Origin of the sequence: Corynebacterium sp. KPL2825 (genome assembly GCF_037908445.1) — a bacterium.
GTDB lineage: Bacteria > Actinomycetota > Actinomycetes > Mycobacteriales > Mycobacteriaceae > Corynebacterium > Corynebacterium kefirresidentii.
Genome location: NZ_JBBMGI010000004.1, coordinates 1 through 20594, shown reverse-complemented (window position 1 = coordinate 20594; position 20594 = coordinate 1). Strand labels below are relative to the sequence as shown.

Here is a 20594-nt window from a genome sequence, read left to right as displayed (position 1 = left end):
CTGGAAACATGACTAACGGAAAGCTAATTCTCCTTCGCCATGGCCAATCCAAGTGGAATGAGTCCAACCAGTTCACTGGCTGGGTCGATGTAGACCTGACCGAAAAGGGTGAGGCGGAAGCCAAGCGCGGCGGCGAGCTGCTCGCGCAGGAAGGCATTCTGCCGGACGTCCTTTATACTTCTCTTCTGCGCCGCGCTATCCGCACCGCAAATATCGCGCTCAATGCCGCCGATCGTCACTGGATCCCAGTAGTGCGCGATTGGCGTCTCAACGAGCGCCACTACGGCGCCCTGCAAGGCCTGAATAAGGCTGAGACCAAGGAAGAGTACGGCGAGGAAAAGTTCATGGCATGGCGCCGCTCCTATGACACGCGCCCGCCAGAGCTGGCCGATGACTCCGAATACTCGCAGGCCAATGACCCGCGCTACGCAGACCTAGATAAGGTCCCGCAGACCGAGTGCCTCAAGGATGTTGTCGCCCGCTTTGTGCCGTACTTTGAAGAGGAAATCCTCCCGCGCGCAAAGAAGGGCGAGACCGTGCTCATCGCCGCTCACGGTAACTCCCTGCGCGCACTGGTCAAGCACCTGGACAATATTTCTGATGATGATATTGCCGGATTGAATATCCCCACCGGCATCCCGCTGGTTTATGAGATTACCGAGGACGGCTCGGTAGCAAACCCAGGCGGTACCTACCTGGATCCGGAAGCTGCTGCTGCCGGTGCCGCCGCCGTTGCTGCGCAGGGCGGTAAGTAAGTAACTGCGCTAAAGTCCCCGGGGAGTATTCCCTGGGGACTTTGTGATGGATAGGCTAGACACGTGGAATTGATTCTTTCCTTTGCCGCCGGCGTGGTGGCCTGCGGGTTGGCGCTGCCGGCGATGTCCTGGGCGCGCGGGCGCATTGCGCGCTACCGCCAGGCTACCGATGTCGGGGCCAATCAGGTTACGACGGTTAGCCAGGTGCTGCACTTGGCCGTGCAAGGCTCGCCGACGGCGCTGACGGTGCTGGACCGCAGCCAGGAAATCGTCATGTCTAATCCGGCCGCGCATGAGATGTCCTTGGTGCATGACCGCGCCGTTAACCCAGAGGTATGGGAGACCGCGCAGGAGGTCTTCGAAGACAAGGAGACCCGCACCGTTGACATAGCTATTCCCAAGCGGCGCACGGGACACCGCGTCACGCAGGTCAGGGCGGTGATTAAGCCACTGACTCTTAATGACGGCCGCTTTGTCATCGTCTACGGCACCGATGAAAGCGAAAATGTCCGCATGGAGTCCGCCCGCCGTGACTTCGTGGCGAACGTCTCCCACGAGCTCAAGACACCCGTCGGCGGCATTGCCTTGCTGGCAGAGGCCCTGCTACAAGATCCCGGTGACCAAGAGACCGTGGAGTACTTTGGCAATAAGGTCTATAAGGAAGCCAACCGCATGGCCGATATGGTCAGCGAACTTATCTCCCTGTCCAAGCTGCAGGGCGCCGAGGCCCTGCCGGAGATGGAACCGCTGGCCGTAGATGATCTCATCGATGAAGCCCTCTCGCGCAACCACCTTGCTGCCGAGGCCCGTTCCATCGAGCTCAACCGCGGCGCCTCTGTCGGCGTGCAGGTTAAAGGCGATCGATCCCTGCTGGTAACAGCACTATCCAACCTGGTCTCCAATGCGATTAACTACTCGCCGGAGAAAATGCCGGTGTCTGTCTCCCAAAAGGTGGTGGATGGTGGGGTCGTACTCATCCGCGTCACGGACCGTGGCATTGGCATCGCACCGGATGACCAGAAACGTGTTTTTGAACGCTTCTTCCGTGTAGACCAAGCCCGGTCGCGGCAGACCGGAGGCACTGGCCTAGGATTAGCAATTGTTAAACACGTGGTGGCCAACCATGGTGGCAATATCAAACTATGGTCCCGGCCGGGTACGGGTTCTACATTCACCATTGAATTGCCCATCTACAGGGAAGAAAAGCCAGCGCAGGAAGCTGGCATGAAGGATAATGAGAAAAGGGATGCCGTCGACGCGGCGGCGCCTGGGCTCCCGCGTGCAGTGGCACGCGTTGCAGCACGTCGAAAGGATAAAGCACAATGACCACCATCCTCATCGTTGAAGATGAAGAGTCGCTGGCAGATCCGCTGGCATTCCTCCTCCGCAAGGAAGGTTTTGAACCCATCATCGCGCATGATGGCCCTACCGCGCTGGAAAAGTTTGCCGCAAACGACATCGATATCGTCCTTTTGGACCTCATGCTGCCCGGCATGTCCGGCACCGAGGTATGCAAACAGCTGCGCACTACTTCGTCCGTGCCCGTCATCATGGTCACCGCGCGCGACTCCGAGATTGATAAGGTCGTCGGCCTCGAGCTGGGCGCCGATGACTACGTCACCAAGCCTTATTCTTCCCGCGAGCTTATCGCCCGCATCCGTGCGGTACTGCGTCGCGGCCATGATTCTGGAGCCGGTGCCGAGGCCGAGGCCGAGGAAGAGGTTGCCGAGCAGATCCTCGAAGGCGGCCGCGTCAAGATGGACGTGGAGCGCCACACCGTTACCGTTGCCGATGAGCCGGTATCCATGCCTCTCAAGGAATTCGACCTCTTGGAGTACCTATTGCGCAACGCCGGCCGCGTGCTCACCCGCGGTCAGCTCATTGACCGCATTTGGGGCGCTGATTATGTCGGCGATACCAAGACGCTCGACGTCCACGTCAAGCGCCTCCGCTCCAAGATTGAGGAACAGCCCTCCCGCCCGAAGCACTTGGTCACGGTGCGCGGTCTGGGCTATAAATTCGAGCTCTAATCTTCCGCCTGCGGGCTTTCCGCCTGCAGGCTCCCGGCCTTCACACTGGCCGGGTGCTGCGTGAGCTGGACGCCGTGTTCGGCCGCCGCCGCTCGGGCCTTGCAGTGCGTGGCCAAAATTTCATAAGACTCGCGGCCCATTAGTGCTACCAGCTCGTCCTCGTGCGACTGCCACATCGGCAGCGGGTTGGCGTGACAGGCGGAATCGGCTGAGCAATACCAATCAAAATCTTCGCCGCCATTGCCCCAGCCGCGACGGTCATACTCGCCTATCTGGGTGCGTAAAATCTCCTGCCCATCCGGGCGTTCTTCATAATCCTCGTACCGGCGCAGCGGTAGCTGCCAGCACACCTCCGGCTTGACCACTGTGAGCTCTTCGCCAGCATCCACCGCCCACTGGTGCAGCGCGCAGCCCGTGCCCGTTGCCCAACCGGTGCGGTTGGCAAAAATGCACGCGCCATCCACAATCGGCGTCTTAAGGGCCGGCTCCGGTTCCCCGTCCTCGCCGTCGAGCTCGTCCCATTCCAGCCACGGCTCTAATTCATCCGTATCGTCTTGCGCGAGGAATTCATCTACCCCCGCTGGGCGCAGCTGCCAATATTCGGCGGGCATGCGCGCGACGGCGTCATAAAGCTGGTCGCGGTCTTCCTCATCAGCCATATAAGCGCCATGCACGCAGCAGCCCACTTCGGGCTGGCGCTTGTCGATGCCCCGGCATGCCGAAGTACCAAACTGGCAGCTGTAGTGCGATTCCACCCATGTCAGGTCGATGGAAAAGACGTGGTGCGGGTCGTTCGGGTTGGTAAATTCAAACCACTCCCGCGGGAAATCGGGGGCCTCTTCGCGGCCTGCTCTTATCGACGCCGCCGCGGGCGAGCTCGCGGGAAAACCTAGATATACCGTGTCAGATTTTGGGCGATTCACACCTAACCACGGTAGACCTACTACGCTATTAGTGTGCGATTAGGTGTATTAGACGTCGGAAGCAATACTGTCCACCTTGTTGCGGTCGATGCCGCGACGGGCGGACGGCCGACTCCGATGAGTGATTGGAAGACCCCGCTCCGGCTGGTAGAACAGCTGGACAAGAAGGGAAACATCCATGAAAAGGGTGTAAAGAAGCTGGTCAGTGCCGTAGCTGAAGCTAGCGAGCTGGGCGAAAAACTTGGCTGCGCTGAATTCATTGCCTTTGCTACCTCGGCGGTGCGCTCCGCGCCCAATTCTGAGGAAGTGCTCGATGAGGTGGAAAAGCATACTGGCGTGCGCCTGCAAATCCTCTCCGGCGTGGAAGAAGCCCAGCTGACCTTCCTCTCCGCGCGTCGCTGGTATGGCTGGTCCGCTGGCCGTATCACCAACCTGGATATCGGCGGCGGCTCGCTGGAGCTTTCCACCGGTACTGATGAGCACCCCGACCTTGCTTTCTCCCTCGACCTAGGTGCCGGCCGGTTGACCCATAATTGGTTCGATACCGACCCACCAGAGAAGAAGAAGGTAAGTGCGCTGCGCGATTTTATTGATGCGGAGCTTGAGGACGTTGCCGCACAGATGAAGGCGATGGGTCCCGCCGGCCTCGCCGTGGGCACCTCTAAAACCTTCCGTACGCTTGCACGACTTACCGGTTCTGCGCCCTCGTCTGCCGGCCCATACGTCAAGCGCACGCTGACTGCACCGGGTCTGCGTCAGTTGATTTCCTTCATCTCCCGCATGACTGCGGCAGACAGAGCGGACCTAGAAGGTGTAAGTTCTAACCGATCGCACCAAATCGTTGCCGGCGCTCTGGTGGCCGAGGCATCCATGCGAGCCTTGGAAATCGAGAAGCTGGAAATCTGCCCATGGGCGCTGCGTGAGGGCGTCATTTTGCGCCGGACCGACAAGGGATTGGAATAGGAAGAGATCATGGCTGACCAGAATAAGTTGACCGTGGCGGAGCTGCTGGCTCGCAATAACAAAGCCCGCGGCGAGAAGGAAAGCAAGAAAGACAACCGTTCTCGTCGCCACCGCCGCAGCCTGGATGAAGGCGGCATTTCCGTTGCCGAGCTGACCGGCAACCTCAAAAAGGTCAAGGCTTCTCCTGCCGAGGCCAAGCACACCTCCGTCTCTATCGACGAAGACGCCCCCGTCATCCGTTCCCCCAAGTCAGCCGAACAGGCCGGTGCCGAGAAGGCGGTTGCCGGGAAGGCCGGTGCCGATTCCACGAAGAAGCCCGCCGCGGACCCAGCCGCAAAGCCGGCGGCAAAGCGCGCGGCACAGCCCGCAGCTAAGGCGGCGCAGACTACCAAGCCTGCCGCAAGGCCCACCACAAAGACCGCAGCTGCTTCGTCCGCTACTCCGGCTGCCGCTGCTCCGGCCGCACAAAAGCCTGCTGCCACCGGCGCGGCTCAGGACGCGGCGAAGAAGAACCAGCCTTCAGCCGATGACACCGCGGTAATCCAGCGGGTGGATAAGGCGGGCGAGGCTAAACCTGCTGCTGCAAAGCCTGCTGCGGACACGCCAGCGGCAAAGAAGCCAGCCGCAGAAAAGGCCCGCGCTGAAAAGCCTAAGGATGACAAGCGCGCGAAGGTAGCCGGAGCGGGAGCTGCGGCAGCGGGCGCTGGAGCGGCAGGTGCTGGAGCGGCCGCGGCGGCGGTGCCGGCGTCGAAGAAGGCGGGCGTCGCCAAGAGCGCAGAGGAAACCGGCAACCTACCCAAGGTCGAGGACAACGAGGATTGGGTGGAAGAAGAGCACGAGAAGCTCAACCCGGTATCCATCCTGCTGATGATTGTCGCGGGCATCCTGCTGGCGATTGTCATCTTCAAGGGCTTTGAGATTCTGTGGGATAACTTCCCACGCCTGGTCGTGGCCGTCCTAGCGCTGTGCGTCACCGCGATTATGGTCGGTGTGACCCACGCGCTGCGCACCGCACGCGATGGTTTCTCCATGTTCCTGGCCGGCTTTACCGGTCTCGTCCTCACCTTCGGCCCGCTGCTATTGGTTATGCTTTAACCCCGCGCTTGTCGATGCCCCGGTTACCCCACGTGGTAGCCGGGGTTCCACATTTTTGGCATGGTGGAGACTATGACAAAGATTGCAATTTTAGGCGGCGGACAAATCGGTGAGGCTTTGACCTCGGGACTCGTAGCTTCGGGCTTTGCGGGCTCGGATATCACGGTTACCAATCGCACCGAATCGCGCAGCCAAGAACTCGAACAGACCTATGGCGTGAATACCACCAGCGATAATGCAGCGGCGGTAGACGGCGCGGACTATATCTTCGCGTGTGTGAAGCCCTACGCCATCCTGGACCTGCTCGAAGGCCTTGAGCCGGCCAAGAATGCCGTGGTCGTGTCCATGGCCGCGGGCCTGACCCTAGAGCAGCTGCAGGATGCGGCGGGCGAAGGCGTGCCGGTGGTGCGCGTTATGCCCAATACCCCCATGTTGGTGCGCCGCGGCATGTGCACCTGCGCGGCCGGCGAGCATGTGAGCGATGCCCAGATGGACGGCGTGCGCGAGCTGCTCGAAGCCGTTGGCGAGGTTGCGGTTATCCCAGAGAAGAATATCGACGCCGCCACCGCGCTGGCAGGCTCCTCGCCGGCCTATTTCTTCCTCGTGGCAGAAGCGCTTGTCGATGCCGGCGTGCAGCTCGGGCTTCCCCGCGACGTCGCCGAGAAGCTTGCCGCCCAGGCCGCAGCCGGCTCCGGCGAGATGTTGGCCAGCTCTCGCCGCTCGGCCACCCAGCTGCGTGCCGGAGTGACCTCGCCGGGCGGCACCACCGCGGCCGCTGTTCGCGAGCTGGAGGAGTCCGGCCTGCGCGGAGCGTTCTACCGCGCGGCAGAGGCCTGCTCCGACAAGGCTAAGGAGCTTGGCTAAAGCTTCCGTGCGCGACCTTCCCGTGGTGGGGGTGTACCCGCCCGGGAGCGTTGGGGCGGGTGTTAAGCAGCGCTTTCGGGGTAAACCCTAATGAATGCTGTGAAGAAATTTGGCACTTGGGTCGCATTAGTCACATGTTTCACGATAGGCTAGGACAAGCACGTGCGTGAAGTCCTGTGGGAGGGGAAGCCTACAGCGCGCACCGAGCTGAAGGGTTAGATATATATGGCAAATGAAGATAAGGGAACCTTTCTGACGATCGCGGAGGTCGCCGAGATTATGCGCGTCTCCAAGATGACCGTCTACCGTTTGGTTCACGCAGGCGAAATGCCGGCTGTTCGCGTTGGACGCTCTTTCCGCGTCCACGAGTCCGCCGTCAACGAGTACTTGGAGGCATCCGTCTACGGAGCCTAGGCTCGCGCCGCACTAGACAGCGCCCACCTCTGCTGGCCATCGTGGTCAGCGGTGGTGGGCGCTGTTCTTTCTCCTGGGCCCTTTTTGGTCACGGGCTGGGGGCTGGGTAAGATGGTGTGCATTCGTGTCGGCTCGCTGATGTGGCCCGCGGTCCGTGTGGCCACGGCGGCAAGAGTGCACCTTCGCCGTTTTAGCGCTGACAAGTTTGACAGTACGTACTATTTGAAAGTGAGGACTCTATGGGTTCCGTCATTAAGAAGCGCCGCAAGCGCATGTCCAAGAAGAAGCACCGCAAGATGCTGCGCCGCACCCGCGTGCAGCGCCGTAAGCTGGGCAAGTAAACCCAGCCCGCTTCTGGCCCTCCGCCATTGTGCGGAGGGTTTTTGCATGCTTGCCGATGTCCCCCCAGCGCCCGCTACCGCCCTCGCTACCGCCGGTAGTAGCGCCAGCCGCCATAGGAAAAGGCAGCGGTGGCCAGGGCCGGCAGGCCATAGGTGCGGATAGCGCGACGCACGGATCGATAGTCGCGCACCAGCCAGCCGTGCTCGCTGGCGATGGTGCGCAGCTTACGGTCTGGGTTAATGGCCACGGCGGTACCGACCATGGACAGCATGGGCACGTCGTTGGCGGAATCCGAATACGCGGTGCAGCGCGAAAGGTCCAAGCCCTCGATGGTCGCGAGCGCGGCTACGGCGTGCTTTTTGCCGGGGCCGTGCAGGATATCGCCGACCAGCCGGCCGGTGAACTTGCCATCCTTGACCTCCGCGACGGTGCCGAGCGCTCCCGTAAACCCGAATCGCCGCGCGAGCACCTGCGCTAGCTGCACCGGGGTGGCCGTGACCAACCACACCTGCTGGCCGGCGGCTAAGTGCATTTCTGCTAATTGGGTGGTGCCGGGGTACGCGCGGCGTGCGAGCGAGGCGTCCACGATCTCCTCACATAGCTCGACCAGCTCGTCGACGCTGCGGCCTTTGACAAACTCCAGCGCCTGCGCACGGCCGGCGGCGACGTCCCTGGCATTTTCGCTGCCGGAAACGCGGAACTTAAGCTGTTTCCATGCAATCGGCACGATTTCCGATAGTCGGAAGTAGCGCTTGCGGGCCAACCCGAAGGCGAATTCCACGAGGGAGGAGCCTTGGATGAGGGTATTGTCGACGTCGAAAAACGCCGCCGCGCCCACATCTACCGGTACGTCTGGGTCCTGGGCGGTAATACGCTGCGCGCCCGCCGCGTCATAAGAGCCGGTTACCGAATCCACACCGGAGGCAAAATCCTCTAGATCCAGCCCGAATTCTTCCAATGCCGCCGCGGCCGCGGCTTCGCCGGCGGTGCGCTGGGATTCCTCGTCCAGCGGGGCGAGCGCCTGGTTTTCTAAAAAATTACGCAGATTGCCGCGCGAGGCGGTCCAGTTGGCCAAGAATTCGCGGGGAGTTTCGGGGAACCCTGGGGGAGTGGTAGCGGACACGAGTCAGACAAACAGCTTTCGCAAACGCGGGGTGGACTAACGTGTCCATAGTAATGGTTTCGACCGCCGCCGTCCCTGTGAGGAGAATATGTCTCAGTATCTCGTCGAGCTCATGGTGCGCACCACCTGCGGTTCTTGTGCGCGCGTGAGGGAGCAGATTACCCCCGTTGTCACGCAGGCAGGTGCGGAGCTTGCCGTGCGTAACGTGGATGAGGATGCGGAGCTGGCCATGGAGTTCGGTGATCGCGTACCCGTCGTGGTCATCGACGGCGAAGAGTTCGCCTGCTGGGAAGTAGACAACGCCGAGCTCGCGGCCGAACTAAGCAGATAATTCGGGATCCATGCCACCGGCGGGTATTCTTTTGGAGGATTAAAATCAATCAAATGGTTGAGGAGTGTTGTGCATGAGCGTGCTCGTCGTGGGCATGTCCCACCAGTCGGCGCCAGTGGCGCTGCTGGAGAAGCTGAGCATGGATAGTGCGGTCCAGGATTCCGCCTGCGGGAAACTGGTGGCGGCCGACTCACTTTCAGAGGCGATGATCATCTCCACCTGCAACCGCATGGAGATCTACACCGTCACCAACTCCTTCCACGCCGGCGTGCAGGAAGTCGTGCGCGTGATCACCCAAGTATCGGGCGTGAGCGAGGAGGAGCTGCGCAGCTACCTCTACGTGCGCTATGCCGACGCCGCGGCCGAGCACCTGATGTCGGTGACCTCTGGGCTGGATTCCATGGTGGTAGGAGAGCAGCAGATCATCGGCCAGGTGCGCAGCGCCTACCAGGCCGCCTCCGAACAGGGCACGGCCGGACCGCGCATCCACGCGCTGGCGCAGTCGGCACTACGGGCGGGCAAGCGCGTGCACTCCGAGACCGACATCGATGAGGCAGGCTCCTCCATGGTGTCCTTCGCCTTCGACCAAGCCCTGCAGCGCCTAGACGCTGAGGACTTGGCCGGCAAGACCGCGTTGGTCCTCGGCGCGGGCGCTATGGCATCGCTCGCCGCCACCCACGCCGGCCGGCTGGGGGTCAAGGAGCTGGTGCTGGCCAACCGCACTCGTGAGCGCGCCGAGCGCCTGGCCAGCCACGCCGAGGAGGCGGGCGTTGCCGCCCGCGTCGTGGACTTTTCCCAACGTGCCGCCGCGCTTTCCGACGTCGACCTGGCCATCTCCGCCACCGGCGCCGATAATTTCACCATCGAGGCCACCGACATTCCCGCCGGCCGCGAGCTCATGCTCATCGATCTCTCCCTGCCGCGCGATATCGACGATGCCGCCGCTGCGGCCGAGGGCGTGGATCTGGTCAATATCGAGCGCCTGAGCAAGTCGCTCTCGGCCGCCGATACCGACGTCGCGGCCGGCACTAGCCCGCACGCGCAGGCCCGGCGCATCGTCGACGAAGAGCTGGCAGCCTATACCTCTGCGCAGCGCGTACGCGATGTCGTCCCGGCCGTGAGCGCCCTGCACCGCCGCGCGGCCGACCTCGTGGAATGCGAGGCCGCACGCCTGCAACATAAGCACCCCGAAATCTCGGGCAAGCAACTTGAGGACGTCCAGCGCGCCCTCAAGCGCGTGGCCGATAAGCTGCTGCATGAACCAACGGTGCGGGCGAAGAAACTGGCGGCGTCGGAAAGCAGTGTCAGCAGCGAGAATGCCCTGCAGGAACTTTTTGGCCTGCAACTGGAAGGCTCCGGAGTGTCCGTGGCCGTTAATGAATTGCCCACCATGACTAAGGAGGCCTAAATGTTTCAGATTGGTACCCGCGGCTCCAAGCTTGCCACCACCCAGGCGGGCCACGTCCGCGATTGGCTTATCGACGCCGGCTTTGACTCCCAGCTCCACATCGTCACCACCGCCGGCGACGTCAATATGGCACCGGTCGAGCGTATCGGCGTCGGCGTATTTACCCAAGCGCTGCGCGAGGCCCTCTATGCCGGCGAGTGCGATATCGCCGTCCACTCTTTTAAGGACCTGCCCACCGCGCCCGATGATCGCTTCCGCCTCGTGGTGCCGCAGCGCCAGGATTCCCGCGAGGCGCTCGTCGCCCGCGATGGCCTGAGCCTGGCGCAGCTGCCGCAGGGCGCGCGCGTGGGTACCTCCGCCCCGCGCCGCATCTCCCAGCTGGCCGCCATCCGCCCCGACCTGGAGATTCGCCCGCTGCGCGGCAATATCGATACCCGCATGTCCAAGGTCACCGACGGCGAGCTCGACGCCGTCTTGCTGGCCTATGCCGGCCTGCTGCGCGGCGGCTACGCGGACCGCGCCACCGAAATCTTCGAGCCCTCCGTCTTCATGCCGGCGCCGGCCCAGGGCGCCCTCGCCATCGAGGCTGTGGCCGGAACCGAGGCTGCCGCGGCCCTCGATGCCATCGTCGATGACCGCGCCTCGGCCGCCGCGGCCGGTGAGCGCGCCGTGCTGGCCCGCCTTGAGGCCGGCTGTACCGCGCCGGTGGCTGCCACCTCGCGCTGGGACGGCGACCAGCTCACCGTGCGCGGTGGCGTCTTTGCGCTCGATGGTTCGCGTCAGCTTACTGCCACCGCCTCTGGGCCTGCGGCCGAAGCCGCCGAGCTCGGCGCGCGCGTTTCGGACGAGCTTTTCGCCGGTGGTGCGGCCGAGCTGCTGGGCAAGTAATTTCGCCTTTAGGCGCTAATAATTTAAGGTGTAGATACCACAAATCATTGTCCCGCAATGATCCGGCCCCCTTTAAGGGCATCCCAGGACTTAAGGCCTGGGATTTTGGCCGTTATGACCGTGTCACCCACCGCCGGCGCGGGGAACCACACCGCATGCGATCATGTCCGTGCGCGGTGCCGCGCGCCCGAATTTAGAAAAGAACTTTATGAGCAATGCCGCGCCAGACACCCAATTGGGCAAGATCGTCTTTGTGGGCGCTGGTCCAGGTAATCCCGACCTGCTGACCGTCCGCGCCCGCGAGGTTCTGGCAAATAGTGCCATCGCCGTGACCGATCCAGAGGTCATGCAGGGGGTGCGCGATGCCGTCGCAGCCGCCCTGCCCGTACCGCAAGAGCTTCTCGATGCCGCCGAGGCCGAATACGCCCAAATGTGCGCCGATGCCAAGGCTAAGGGCGCGCGCCGCAAGCCGCCCCGCCCCGCGCCGCCAACGGCCGCGGTGTTGTATGAACCGGGAGAGGATATCGTCGGCCAGCTGCGTGAGTGCTTGGTTGAGGCCGACGGCGAAGATGTCATCCGCCTAGTGACCGGCAACCCGCTGCACCGCGAGTCCATCAAGGCCGAAATCAATGCCGTGGCCTCCGCAGGCCTGGAATTCCAGGTCGTGCCGGGCATGTCCCTGCCGTCGACCGTGCCGTCCTTTGCTGGCATTGCACTCGGCTCGACTTATACCGAGGCCGATGTCACCAACGGTGCCGATTGGGACGCATTGGCCAACGCCACGCAGCCCATCGTTCTGCAGGCCACGAAGGAGGACCTGCCGGTCATCTCCGAAGAGCTACAACAACGCGGCATGCCGGCCGAGACCGAGGCTTTTGTCACCGTGCACGGCACCACCCGCCTGCAGCGCACCTACGAGACCACTCTGGGCACCATGGGCAAGCTCGACGCTGACCTTGTCGGCCCGCTCGTGGTCACCCTCGGCCGCAGCATCGACGACCGCACCAAATACTCCTGGTGGGAAAACCGTCCCCTCTACGGCTGGCGCGTGCTCGTGCCGCGCACTAAGGAACAGGCTGGCCCGATGTCCGCGCGCCTGGCCGGCTACGGAGCCATTCCCCAAAACGTGCCCACCATCTCCATCGAGCCGCCGCGCAATCCGGCACAGATGGACCGCGCCATTAAGGGAATCGTTGAGGGTCGCTATAAGTGGATCGTCTTTACCTCCGTCAACGCCGTGAGCGCGGTGTGGGATAAGATCGCCCAGCTCGGCCTCGACGCCCGTGATTTCGCCGGCGTCCACCTCGCGGCCGTGGGCACCAAGACGGCGGCCGCCATCCGCGCCAAGGGCATGGTCCCGGAGCTTTTACCGCACAAGAAAAAGCAGAACGCCGAGGGCTTGCTCGATGTCTTCCCCAACTTCGTGGAAGATATCGACGCCGTCGGCCGCGTCCTGCTCCCGCGCGCCGATATCGCGGCCGATACCCTCGTGGATGGGCTCAAGGCCCTCGACTGGGAAGTCGATGACGTCGTGGCCTACCGCACCGTCCGCGCCGCCCCGCCTTCGGCCGAGATCCGCGACATGATCAAGACCGGCGGCTTCGACGCGGTCGCCTTCACCTCTGGGTCCACCGTGCGCAACCTGGTGGGCATTGCGGGCAAACCGCACCAGCGGACGATCATTGCGTGTATCGGGCCGTCGGCAAGAGCGGCCGCGGAAGAGATGGGCCTGCGCGTCGATGTCGTGCCCGAGGTCGCGGACGTACCCGCGCTTGTCGACGCCCTCGCAGACCACGTCGCCGCCCTCCGCGCCGCCGGAAACCTTCCCGCGCCGAGGAAGAAGCGCCGCTCGCGCAAGAAGGCTACTAAGGTCGACAAGGCATAAGTTTTAGTCTCGCTCTAAGGAGTACCCAATGAGCACCTTCCCAGCCCGCCGCCCACGCCGCCTGCGCACCACCCCCGCGATGCGCAACCTTGTGGCCGAAACCCAGGTCCGCCCCTCGGACCTGATTTTGCCCATGTTCATCGTGGACGGTCTCGACGCCCCGCGCGAGATTCCCTCCATGCCGGGCGTTTACCAGCACACTTTTGATTCCCTGCGCCGCGCGACCGAAGAGGCGCTAGAAGCCGGCGTGACCTGCGTCGATCTTTTCGGCGTTCCGCTCGAGGAAGACAAGGATGATACCGGCTCCGTCGCGTGGGACCCGCAGGGCATTTTGAACCGCGGCATTTCCTGCCTGCGCGAGGAATTCGGCGATGACCTCATCGTGATGGCCGATACCTGCCTCGACGAATTCACCTCCCACGGCCACTGCGGCGTGCTGGATGACAAGGGCCGCGTGCTTAACGACGAATCCGTCAAGCTCTACCAAGACATGGCCCGCTCCCAGGCCCGCGCCGGCGCCCACATCGTCTCCCCGTCCGGCATGATGGACGGCCAGGTGGCCGCCATCCGCGCCGACCTCGACGAGGCCGGCCACGAGGATGTGGCCATCATGGCCTATTCCGCCAAGTACGCCTCCGCCTTCTTCGGACCGTTCCGCGACGCCGTCGGTTCCTCCCTCGAGGGCGACCGCCGCACCTACCAGCAGGATCCGCGCAATTTCCGCGAATCCCTGCTCGAGGTCGAGCTCGACATCGAAGAAGGCGCGGACTTCGTCATGGTCAAGCCCGGCCTGCCTTACTTGGATGTGCTTTCGGCCGTGGCGGAGACTTCTCCCGTGCCGGTTGCGGTCTACCAGGTCTCCGGCGAGTACGCGATGGTCAAGGCCGCGGCCGCCAATGGGTGGATTGACGGCGAGGCCATCATGCTCGAGTCCCTGACCGCGTTCAAGCGCGCCGGTGCCGACCAGATTCTCACCTACTTCGCTACCGAAGCCGCCCGCCTGCTCAAGTAAAGGATCCCTGTGACTGTTACGCCCCCGTCGTCCGCCCCTGCTCCGCGCTCGCCGCGCACGCAACGCCCGGAATCCGTGGCGTACATGCTGTGGCTGTGGATGGGCGCGCTGTGCGGCGAGGCCGTGCACCAGGTGCTCAACGTGGTGCTGACGCTGCTCAACCACGACGTACTCATGTCGCAGGCCAAGGAGATGGCCAAGTCCGCACCGGCCGGCGTCGATGAAGCCCAGCTTTCCGACGCCTTCCTCCGCACCGCCGCCTACGCCTCCGTCGCCCTTTCGGCAGCCATTTCCTTGGCGATTATCGTGCTGCTGGCCTTCCTGCTGCGGTCCTTGGCGCGTCGCGGCAAGCGGGCCGGTACCTCGCGGCGCGTGTGGTTCGCTTTCTCGCTGTATTTTGGCTTCCGCATCCTGCTGACCTTCATGGTTACCCCGGCCGGCGCTGATGTGCCCGATTGGCTCTTTGCTGCCGATGGCATGGTGCAGATCCTGGTCGGCGTCGCGGCGGTGCTCGGCCTGATTTTCTCCGTGCGGGTCGATACCTTGGATTACACCGGCGAGCTCGAGCAGATGCGCGAGCTGGAAAAGGAACTCGAACAAGCGCAGCGCGAGAAGAAGCGCGCCGAGCAAGAACGCAAGCGTGCCAAGGATGACCAGCGTAGCAAGCGCACTGACCGGGAGGACAAGCGATGAGCAATACCGAGCGGCCCGGACCCCGGGACTATAACCGCGCGGCCAGAAATACCTCCGCCAGCCAGAACCTCGACGCCTGGCCGCGGCCGCTGCGCTGGGCCTATTGGGTGCTCGTCGTCAGCGCCGTGCTCATGCTGGTCAGCGGCCTGGTGGGCATCTTCGGCTCGGGCGGGCCGCAGGTAGAGCCCCAGAACCCGCAGGTCGCGGAGTATCTCCATTCAAATCGCCTATTTGTTGCGGTGACCAATACCGTCGGCGCCGTCGTGCTGGCGCTCTTTGCCGCGCAGCTGGCCAGCGGGTCCAAGTGGGCGCGCCGCATCATCACCATTGTCATCGCCATCGCGCTCTTTAATAATATCGCCGCCCTGGCGCTTGGCATTGGCGGGCTTAGCCTGCTGATTATCCCCATTTCCTTGATCATCGCCCTCGCGCTGCTTTTCCAGCCGCAGTCCAACCGCTTTATTAAGGACCGCAGCTTGCGTGGCTAATTAGCCCCCACTCCAACTTTTGATTCATAATTGGGGCATGTCTCGACTTAATCGTGCCCCGCTTATCGACGCCGCCCTCGGCCGCACCCCCTCCCGACCCCCAGTCTGGTTCATGCGCCAGGCTGGCCGTTCGCTGCCGGAATACCGCGCCGCCCGCGAGGGGATTAGCATGCTCGATTCCTGCTTCATGCCAGAACTGCTAGCAGAAATTACCCTGCAGCCGGTGCGCCGCCATGACGTTGATGCTGCCATTTTATTTTCCGATATCGTCGTCCCGCTCAAAGCCGCCGGCGTCAAGGTCGACATCGTGCCGGGTCGCGGGCCGGTGATGGAGCAGGCGGTGCGGAGTAGGGAGGACGTCGGCAAGCTGCCGCTGCTAGAGGCCGATGTCCCCGAGGTCACCGAAGGCATCGCCCGCATCCTGACCGAGCTCACCGAAACCCAAGCGCTTATCGGCTTCGTTGGTGCGCCGTTCACGCTGGCTAGCTACCTCATTGAGGGCGGGCCGTCTAAGAACCACGAGCGCACCAAGGCCCTCATGCACGCCGAGCCGGAGACCTGGCATCTGCTCATGCGCCGCCTGGTGCCTACCATCACCCGCTTCCTGCAGGTGCAGGTCGACGCCGGCATCGACGCCATGCAGCTTTTCGATTCCTGGGCGGGCTACCTCAACGAGCGCGACTACCGCGAATTCGTTTTGCCGTATTCGCGAGAAATCCTGGCCGGCGTAGATATTCCGCGCATCCACTTCGGCGTCGGCACCGGCGAGCTCTTGCCAGCAATGTCGGAGGCGGGGTCGGAGGTCATGGGCGTCGACTATCGCGTGCCCATGGATGCCGCGGCCGAGCGCGTGAGCGCCCGCGTGCTGCAGGGCAACCTTGACCCGGCCATGCTTTTTGCCGGCGACGACGCCGTGCGCCAGGCCGTACGCACCATCCGCGGCGAGGTCGATCGGGCGCGCGAGCGCGGCGATATTGACGGCCACATCTGGAACCTCGGCCACGGGGTCCTGCCAACTACTGACGCGGAAGCAATCACCCGCGCCGTTTCCATCATCCACGAGGAGGGCTAAATGCGTATTGCGATTATCGGTGCCGGCCTGGCGGGCTTGACGGCCGCTTACGAGCTGCGCGACCACGACGTCGAGGTTTTCGAGGCCGCCGGCCGGATCGGTGGCAAGCTGTACTCTGTGCCGTTTAACGACGGCCCGACCGACATGGGCGCCGAGGCCTTCCTCGCCCGCCGGCGCGATGCCGTGGAATTTATCGAATCCCTCGGTCTCGGCGATAGCTTGGTCGAGCCCTCCGGTCTGCACTCGCTGGTGTACTCCGGCGAGCTCAAGCCGTTGCCGCGCGGCGGAATGATGGGCATTCCTTCGCACTCGGAGCCGGTCGCGCATTTGGTCTCGGCCGAGACCGCGCGCCGCATCGACAATGAGGAGCCCTTCGAGTGGACGGCGGGCAGCGACGTTTCCGCAGGCAAGCTGGTGCGCCAGCAGTTTGGCGACGACCTCGTCGACCACGTTATCTCCGCCCTCCTCGGCGGCGTGTACTCCTGTTCGGCCGATGATCTGGGTTTGCGCGCGACCATCCCGGCGCTGGCGGAGACCCTCGACGCGCTGTCCGAGCGCGGCCCAGTGACTCTCTCGGCCGCGGTCCGCACGCTGGAGGAGGCCCGCGCGGCCGCGCCCCGCAGCGGCGGCCCCGTCTTCCAGACTTTTCGCGGCGGCTACGCGCAGCTTTATGAGGCACTGGCCGAGCAATCCCGCGCCAAGATCTACCTCGATACTTTTATCTCCGGCATCACTCGCGAGGGCGAGCAATTCCGCCTGGCCGGAGCACCGGCCGATGCGGCGCCGTTTGATCGCGTGCTGGTAGCTACCCCGGCTCCGACCGCGGCGCGCCTTCTTAGCAAGGTCGCCCCGCAAGCGGCGGGACGGCTGAAGGGAGTGAAGTTGGCAGCGTCGGCCGTCGTGGGGTTGAAATTCGAGTCCGATACAGACCCTTCGGGAAACGCTTTGCCGCAGAATTCCGGCATTCTCGTGGCCACCGACCAAGACGATGTGCACGCCAAGGCCTTTACACTTTCCTCCCGCAAGTGGCCGCACTTGGCTGAGCGTGGCGGTGCCCTCGTACGTGCCTCCTTCGGCCGCTTTGGCGACGACGCCATCGTCCGCGCCGAAGAAGACGACCTTGTCGACTATGCCCTCGATGACCTCCAGCGACTCACCGGCTTCGACGGCCGCGCCGCGGGTGTCGCGGAGATCTTCACCCAGCGTTGGTTCGGCGGCCTGCCGCGCTACGACGCCGGGCACCTCGAAACTGTGGCCGGCGCACGCGGTACCCTCGCGGCGACGCCGGGAGTCGATGTCACCGGCGCCTGGGCCGGCGGCGTTGGAGTGCCCAACGTCATTGCGGATGCCCGCGCCGCCGCCGCGCGCATCGTCGGCTAGCGGTGCCGCACGATTCGTGCATTCCGGGTCATACGCTGTGGCGTGGTGCGGGCATGCCAAAGTGGCAGCAGGGCATCCTGCTGCCTAGCGGCATGAGTGCTAGTGCGGTGGATCCGGCGGGGTCGGTTGCACTGGCTCGTTCGGGCTGGACGGCGATGCGGCGGTATCGGCCCATGGCGGTTGCCATACCACGCGACCTCGGCGGCGAACGAGTCGCCCGCGGACAGGCGGGGCATTCGGGTCATCGTCATTGGCACCATTGTGGTACGGGCAGCAGGTGGCGAGGTTTGACATGTTGGTCTCGCCGCCGTGTCGCCACGCTTGCAGGTGATGCACCTGGCATTTATCCGCCGGGTAGTTGCACGCGGGCCACGGGCACACAGGGTTTTCGGCGGCAGCCATGAGCCGCTGCTTTTCGCTGGCCATGCGTTCCGTCCGGTAGAGGTTGACCGCACCTTCGTAGGGATGGACGAGGGTGATAAGCCCGCGCTCTGCCAGCGTGCGCGAGACAAGTTCCGCGCCGGTGAGGCGGGCACCGTTGGTGAGCTGGATGGTGATTTCCTCGCCGTCGCCATCGATGATGCGGTCGAGTTCGTCGAGCGTGATAATTGCATTCGTCGTAATGGTTGGACGGGTGGCTGGGGCGGCGCCGGAAGGGGAGAAGAGCTCCGCAACGGAATCGAGAGGCGCGTCCTCGTCCAGGCTGGATTCCAAGTCCGCGATGAGCGAGGAAGGCCCGGTAATAGCGAGGGTCCACGGCGCGTCCTTGCGACGGCGGATGCGCACGCCGGGGCGTGGCGGGGTCGGGGGATTGAGTTCGCGCAGCTTTTTACGCGCTAGCTTTTCCATTTCATCGGTATCGGCGGCGGTGCGACACAACTCCACGCGCAGGCGCCAGGCATCGCGCTTGGTCTTGGCGCGGGAAGCGTAGCGCTCGATTACCTCCAGCGTGGGCAGTGGGTGGGCGCGGTCGCGCGCGGCGTTAACCGCCTGGCGTTGGAGGCGGGTAAAGGAGGTGGGGGCAAAGAGGGCGTCGGCAAGCGTGAGCAAGGTGCGGGCCGTTTTATTGGGCGCGCCGGCGGCGCACAGCTGGTCTTCAGACATGCCAGCGCACCCGGCAACGATATCGATGCCGGGCGCCAAGGCCGCGAGATAGGTCTGAAGAGCTGTCATGCCCCGCAGCCTAAGCCACCGCGCGCAATCCGTGCGAGGGCGAGCGCGCGAATCTGTGGATAACTAGGGCCGGAAGGGCGAATTTCGGCCCGCACTCGCTGCGGGCCTGTGGATAACTAGCCCTTATTGCGGAAGACGAAGATGGAGGAGAAGTCCTGATTGCCGTGGCCCATCGCCTGCATTTCCTCGAAGCGGCCGATGGCGGCAGTCAGGGCGGGCAGCGGCTTGGTGGAGGTCATCTCCATGAGCTTCGCGTCCTTAGCCAGGGCGTCGACGGTGAAATCGCCCGGGTCGGTATTGCGCTCGCCGGTGATAAACGGAGCTTTCATATTCGCGATGAAAGACAAGCCGGTGATGTCGAGCATCTGCAGCACCACCTCGGAGTCCAAGCCCTCGGACTCGCCGAGTTGCAGGGCTTCGAGCAGGCCCTCGGCGGTGACGGCGAGCGCGAGGTTCGCCAGCAGCTTTCCGATGGCCGCCGTGGCCGCCGCCTCCACCCCGATGAGCTTGTCTTCTCCCGCCCAGGACTCGGCGAGGGACATGGCTTGTTCGCGGCGGGCGTCGTCAGGCGTGCCCACATAGACGCCGAGCTTGCCCTCGCGGGCCGGGCCGAGCGTGCCGACGACCGGGGCGTGGACGTAGGTTTCCACGGCGGCGGCGAATTCGCGGGCATCGTTGGGCGAGACGGTGGTGGTATCGATCCAGGTCACGCCGGCGGGGATGAGCTGCGGCTCGACGACGACCTCGCGGACATCGTCAGGCCCGAAGAGCGAGGTGATGATGACCTCGGCGTTCACTAGGGCCTCGGTGGGCGAGGCGGCAAGCTCGGCGCCTTCCTCCACCAGCGGCTGGGCACGCTCGGCGGTGCGGTTCCAGACGGTCAATTCGATGCCGTCTTGCTCATTGAGCAGGCGGCGGGCTAGTTCGGTTCCCATGCGGCCAGTTCCAAGAAATGCAATCCTCATGGTTTCCCAGTGTGCCATCATTGGGTGCAGGTTCGCCGCGTCTTGCGCGAGCCCCGGACGGGGGAGCCGTACCCGGCAACGCGACAAGACGGCCAGGAAGCAGTTATGGCGTGGTTCATCTTGATTTTCTCCGGCGCATTCGAGGCCGTGTGGGCGGCGGCATTGGATAAATCCGCAGGTTTTACGCGTTTGTGGCCCTCGCTTGTTTTCCTCGTGGCCTGCGCGATTTCCATGGGCGGGCTGGCGTGGGCGATGCGCAGCATCCCGGTAGGCACGGCCTATGCGGTGTGGGCGGGTGTTGGCGCGTCGGGGCGGTTATCTATTCCTTCGCGGCCGGGCACGAGGTCGCCACGGTGTGGAAGGTGTTTTTCCTCTCCATGATCATCGGCGGCATCGTGGGGCTGAAAGCGGTGAGTTAGAGACCCGGAATCCGCGGCGCGGGAGGCAGCGGCGGCGCAGGCGGTGGGGCGGGCGCAGGCACGGCGGGCACTGCCGGCATATCAGGCACCGCGTCCTCGATGCGCCCGCGGACCTCATGCGGCGGAATGTTGAGGTTCGGCAGTCCGCTCTTATCCCGCGCGGGAGGGCGTGGCGCTGCCGGTCGCGGTGCGGGCGCCGGCGCGGGCCTCGGCGCCGGAGCGGGAGCCAGGCCCGGTTCTGGGCGAGGGGCCGGCGCAGGCTTAGGCGCAGGCGCGGGCGCCGCGGTTGACGGCGAAGGTTCCGCGGCCGGCGGCGAAGGAGGCGCCGTGTCTTCCTGCGGCAGGTCGCGAGGGGTGAGAGGGTGGGGAGG

The 20594-nt window shown here is 64.1% G+C and carries 21 protein-coding genes, 1 pseudogene and 1 riboswitch; of the genes and pseudogenes, 18 read left to right on the top strand and 4 right to left on the bottom strand.

All coding sequences use genetic code 11. The features are described 5' to 3' along the window. Window positions 1–8: 8 nt before the first annotated feature. From WMQ00_RS04085 to WMQ00_RS04075, 3 genes are all read left to right on the top strand, one after another. Complete coding sequence (locus WMQ00_RS04085) at window positions 9–755, top strand: phosphoglyceromutase (protein WP_023020469.1); 747 nt, start codon at window positions 9–11, stop codon at window positions 753–755. Window positions 756–818: 63 nt separating this feature from the next. Next, the gene (locus WMQ00_RS04080) at window positions 819–2081 is read left to right on the top strand and encodes a sensor histidine kinase (RefSeq protein WP_200288320.1); all 1263 of its coding nucleotides are present in this window, start codon (window positions 819–821) and stop codon (window positions 2079–2081) included. Beyond that, the gene (locus tag WMQ00_RS04075; protein WP_049358745.1) at window positions 2078–2785 is read left to right on the top strand and encodes a response regulator transcription factor; all 708 of its coding nucleotides are present in this window, start codon (window positions 2078–2080) and stop codon (window positions 2783–2785) included. The genes WMQ00_RS04080 and WMQ00_RS04075 overlap by 4 nt, the downstream gene beginning before the upstream one ends. On the opposite strand, the gene WMQ00_RS04070 is transcribed toward WMQ00_RS04075, so the two are convergent. After that, window positions 2782–3708, bottom strand: coding sequence for a hypothetical protein (locus tag WMQ00_RS04070; protein WP_284835593.1), 927 nt, complete (start codon window positions 3706–3708; stop codon window positions 2782–2784). The genes WMQ00_RS04075 and WMQ00_RS04070 overlap by 4 nt on opposite strands. Window positions 3709–3741: 33 nt before the next feature. Between WMQ00_RS04070 and WMQ00_RS04065 the strand changes: the two genes are divergently transcribed. The 5 genes from WMQ00_RS04065 to WMQ00_RS04045 all read left to right on the top strand — a co-directional run bounded on the left by WMQ00_RS04065 (window position 3742) and on the right by WMQ00_RS04045 (window position 7385). Next, entirely contained in the window at window positions 3742–4671 is a 930-nt protein-coding gene (locus tag WMQ00_RS04065) for a Ppx/GppA phosphatase family protein (RefSeq protein WP_080971159.1), read from the top strand. A 9-nt stretch (window positions 4672–4680) separates the two neighbouring features. Continuing rightward, the gene (locus WMQ00_RS04060) at window positions 4681–5766 is read left to right on the top strand and encodes a tripartite tricarboxylate transporter TctB family protein (RefSeq protein ID WP_340440687.1); all 1086 of its coding nucleotides are present in this window, start codon (window positions 4681–4683) and stop codon (window positions 5764–5766) included. A gap of 72 nt (window positions 5767–5838) precedes the next feature. Then, a complete protein-coding gene (proC, locus tag WMQ00_RS04055; protein ID WP_340440686.1) occupies window positions 5839–6630 on the top strand; it encodes a pyrroline-5-carboxylate reductase in 792 nt (263 codons plus the stop codon). Between the two features lie 225 nt (window positions 6631–6855). Next, window positions 6856–7044, top strand: a complete 189-nt coding sequence (locus tag WMQ00_RS04050; protein WP_005527601.1) for a helix-turn-helix domain-containing protein — start codon at window positions 6856–6858, stop codon at window positions 7042–7044. Between the two features lie 239 nt (window positions 7045–7283). Further along, complete coding sequence (locus WMQ00_RS04045; protein ID WP_003855542.1) at window positions 7284–7385, top strand: 30S ribosomal protein bS22; 102 nt, start codon at window positions 7284–7286, stop codon at window positions 7383–7385. 86 nt (window positions 7386–7471) lie between these two features. On the opposite strand, the gene WMQ00_RS04040 is transcribed toward WMQ00_RS04045, so the two are convergent. Beyond that, entirely contained in the window at window positions 7472–8509 is a 1038-nt protein-coding gene (locus tag WMQ00_RS04040; RefSeq protein ID WP_340440685.1) for an HAD family hydrolase, read from the bottom strand. Between the two features lie 88 nt (window positions 8510–8597). On the opposite strand from WMQ00_RS04040, the gene WMQ00_RS04035 reads away from it, so the two are divergent. The 9 genes from WMQ00_RS04035 (at window position 8598) to WMQ00_RS03995 (ending at window position 17666) form a co-directional block, all read left to right on the top strand. Further along, complete coding sequence (locus tag WMQ00_RS04035) at window positions 8598–8840, top strand: glutaredoxin family protein (protein WP_023020477.1); 243 nt, start codon at window positions 8598–8600, stop codon at window positions 8838–8840. Window positions 8841–8913: 73 nt separating this feature from the next. Continuing rightward, window positions 8914–10248: a glutamyl-tRNA reductase gene (locus tag WMQ00_RS04030; protein WP_239204747.1), complete on the top strand. Its 1335-nt coding sequence runs from the start codon at window positions 8914–8916 to the stop codon at window positions 10246–10248. After that, window positions 10249–11136, top strand: a complete 888-nt coding sequence (hemC, locus tag WMQ00_RS04025; RefSeq protein WP_023020479.1) for a hydroxymethylbilane synthase — start codon at window positions 10249–10251, stop codon at window positions 11134–11136. A gap of 208 nt (window positions 11137–11344) precedes the next feature. After that, entirely contained in the window at window positions 11345–13021 is a 1677-nt protein-coding gene (locus WMQ00_RS04020) for a bifunctional uroporphyrinogen-III C-methyltransferase/uroporphyrinogen-III synthase (RefSeq protein WP_232212573.1), read from the top strand. A gap of 28 nt (window positions 13022–13049) precedes the next feature. Beyond that, window positions 13050–14033 carry a porphobilinogen synthase gene (hemB, locus tag WMQ00_RS04015; RefSeq protein ID WP_200288314.1) on the top strand — a complete coding sequence of 328 codons (984 nt, stop codon included), beginning with the start codon at window positions 13050–13052 and terminating at the stop codon, window positions 14031–14033. A gap of 9 nt (window positions 14034–14042) precedes the next feature. After that, window positions 14043–14726 (top strand): hypothetical protein, encoded by a 684-nt coding sequence (locus WMQ00_RS04010; RefSeq protein ID WP_239208701.1) that lies wholly within the window; start codon window positions 14043–14045, stop codon window positions 14724–14726. After that, the gene (locus WMQ00_RS04005) at window positions 14723–15214 is read left to right on the top strand and encodes a tellurium resistance protein TerC (RefSeq protein WP_239208699.1); all 492 of its coding nucleotides are present in this window, start codon (window positions 14723–14725) and stop codon (window positions 15212–15214) included. Before WMQ00_RS04010 ends, WMQ00_RS04005 begins: the two co-directional genes overlap by 4 nt. 37 nt (window positions 15215–15251) lie before the next feature. Next, on the top strand, window positions 15252–16286 hold the full coding sequence (gene hemE, locus WMQ00_RS04000) for a uroporphyrinogen decarboxylase (protein WP_239208697.1): 1035 nt from the start codon (window positions 15252–15254) through the stop codon (window positions 16284–16286). Further along, the gene (locus tag WMQ00_RS03995; RefSeq protein WP_200288313.1) at window positions 16287–17666 is read left to right on the top strand and encodes a protoporphyrinogen oxidase; all 1380 of its coding nucleotides are present in this window, start codon (window positions 16287–16289) and stop codon (window positions 17664–17666) included. It abuts the gene before it with no gap. A gap of 99 nt (window positions 17667–17765) precedes the next feature. On the opposite strand, the gene WMQ00_RS03990 is transcribed toward WMQ00_RS03995, so the two are convergent. Beyond that, window positions 17766–18839 (bottom strand): HNH endonuclease signature motif containing protein, encoded by a 1074-nt coding sequence (locus WMQ00_RS03990; protein WP_340440684.1) that lies wholly within the window; start codon window positions 18837–18839, stop codon window positions 17766–17768. A gap of 116 nt (window positions 18840–18955) precedes the next feature. Further along, window positions 18956–19804, bottom strand: coding sequence for an NAD(P)-dependent oxidoreductase (locus tag WMQ00_RS03985; protein WP_034655712.1), 849 nt, complete (start codon window positions 19802–19804; stop codon window positions 18956–18958). 31 nt (window positions 19805–19835) lie between these two features. Next, a riboswitch (guanidine-III (ykkC-III) riboswitch) is annotated at window positions 19836–19901 on the top strand. Between the two features lie 8 nt (window positions 19902–19909). Between WMQ00_RS03985 and WMQ00_RS03980 the strand changes: the two are divergent. Further along, window positions 19910–20223: pseudogene (locus tag WMQ00_RS03980) on the top strand (DMT family transporter). Window positions 20224–20594 lie beyond the last annotated feature (371 nt).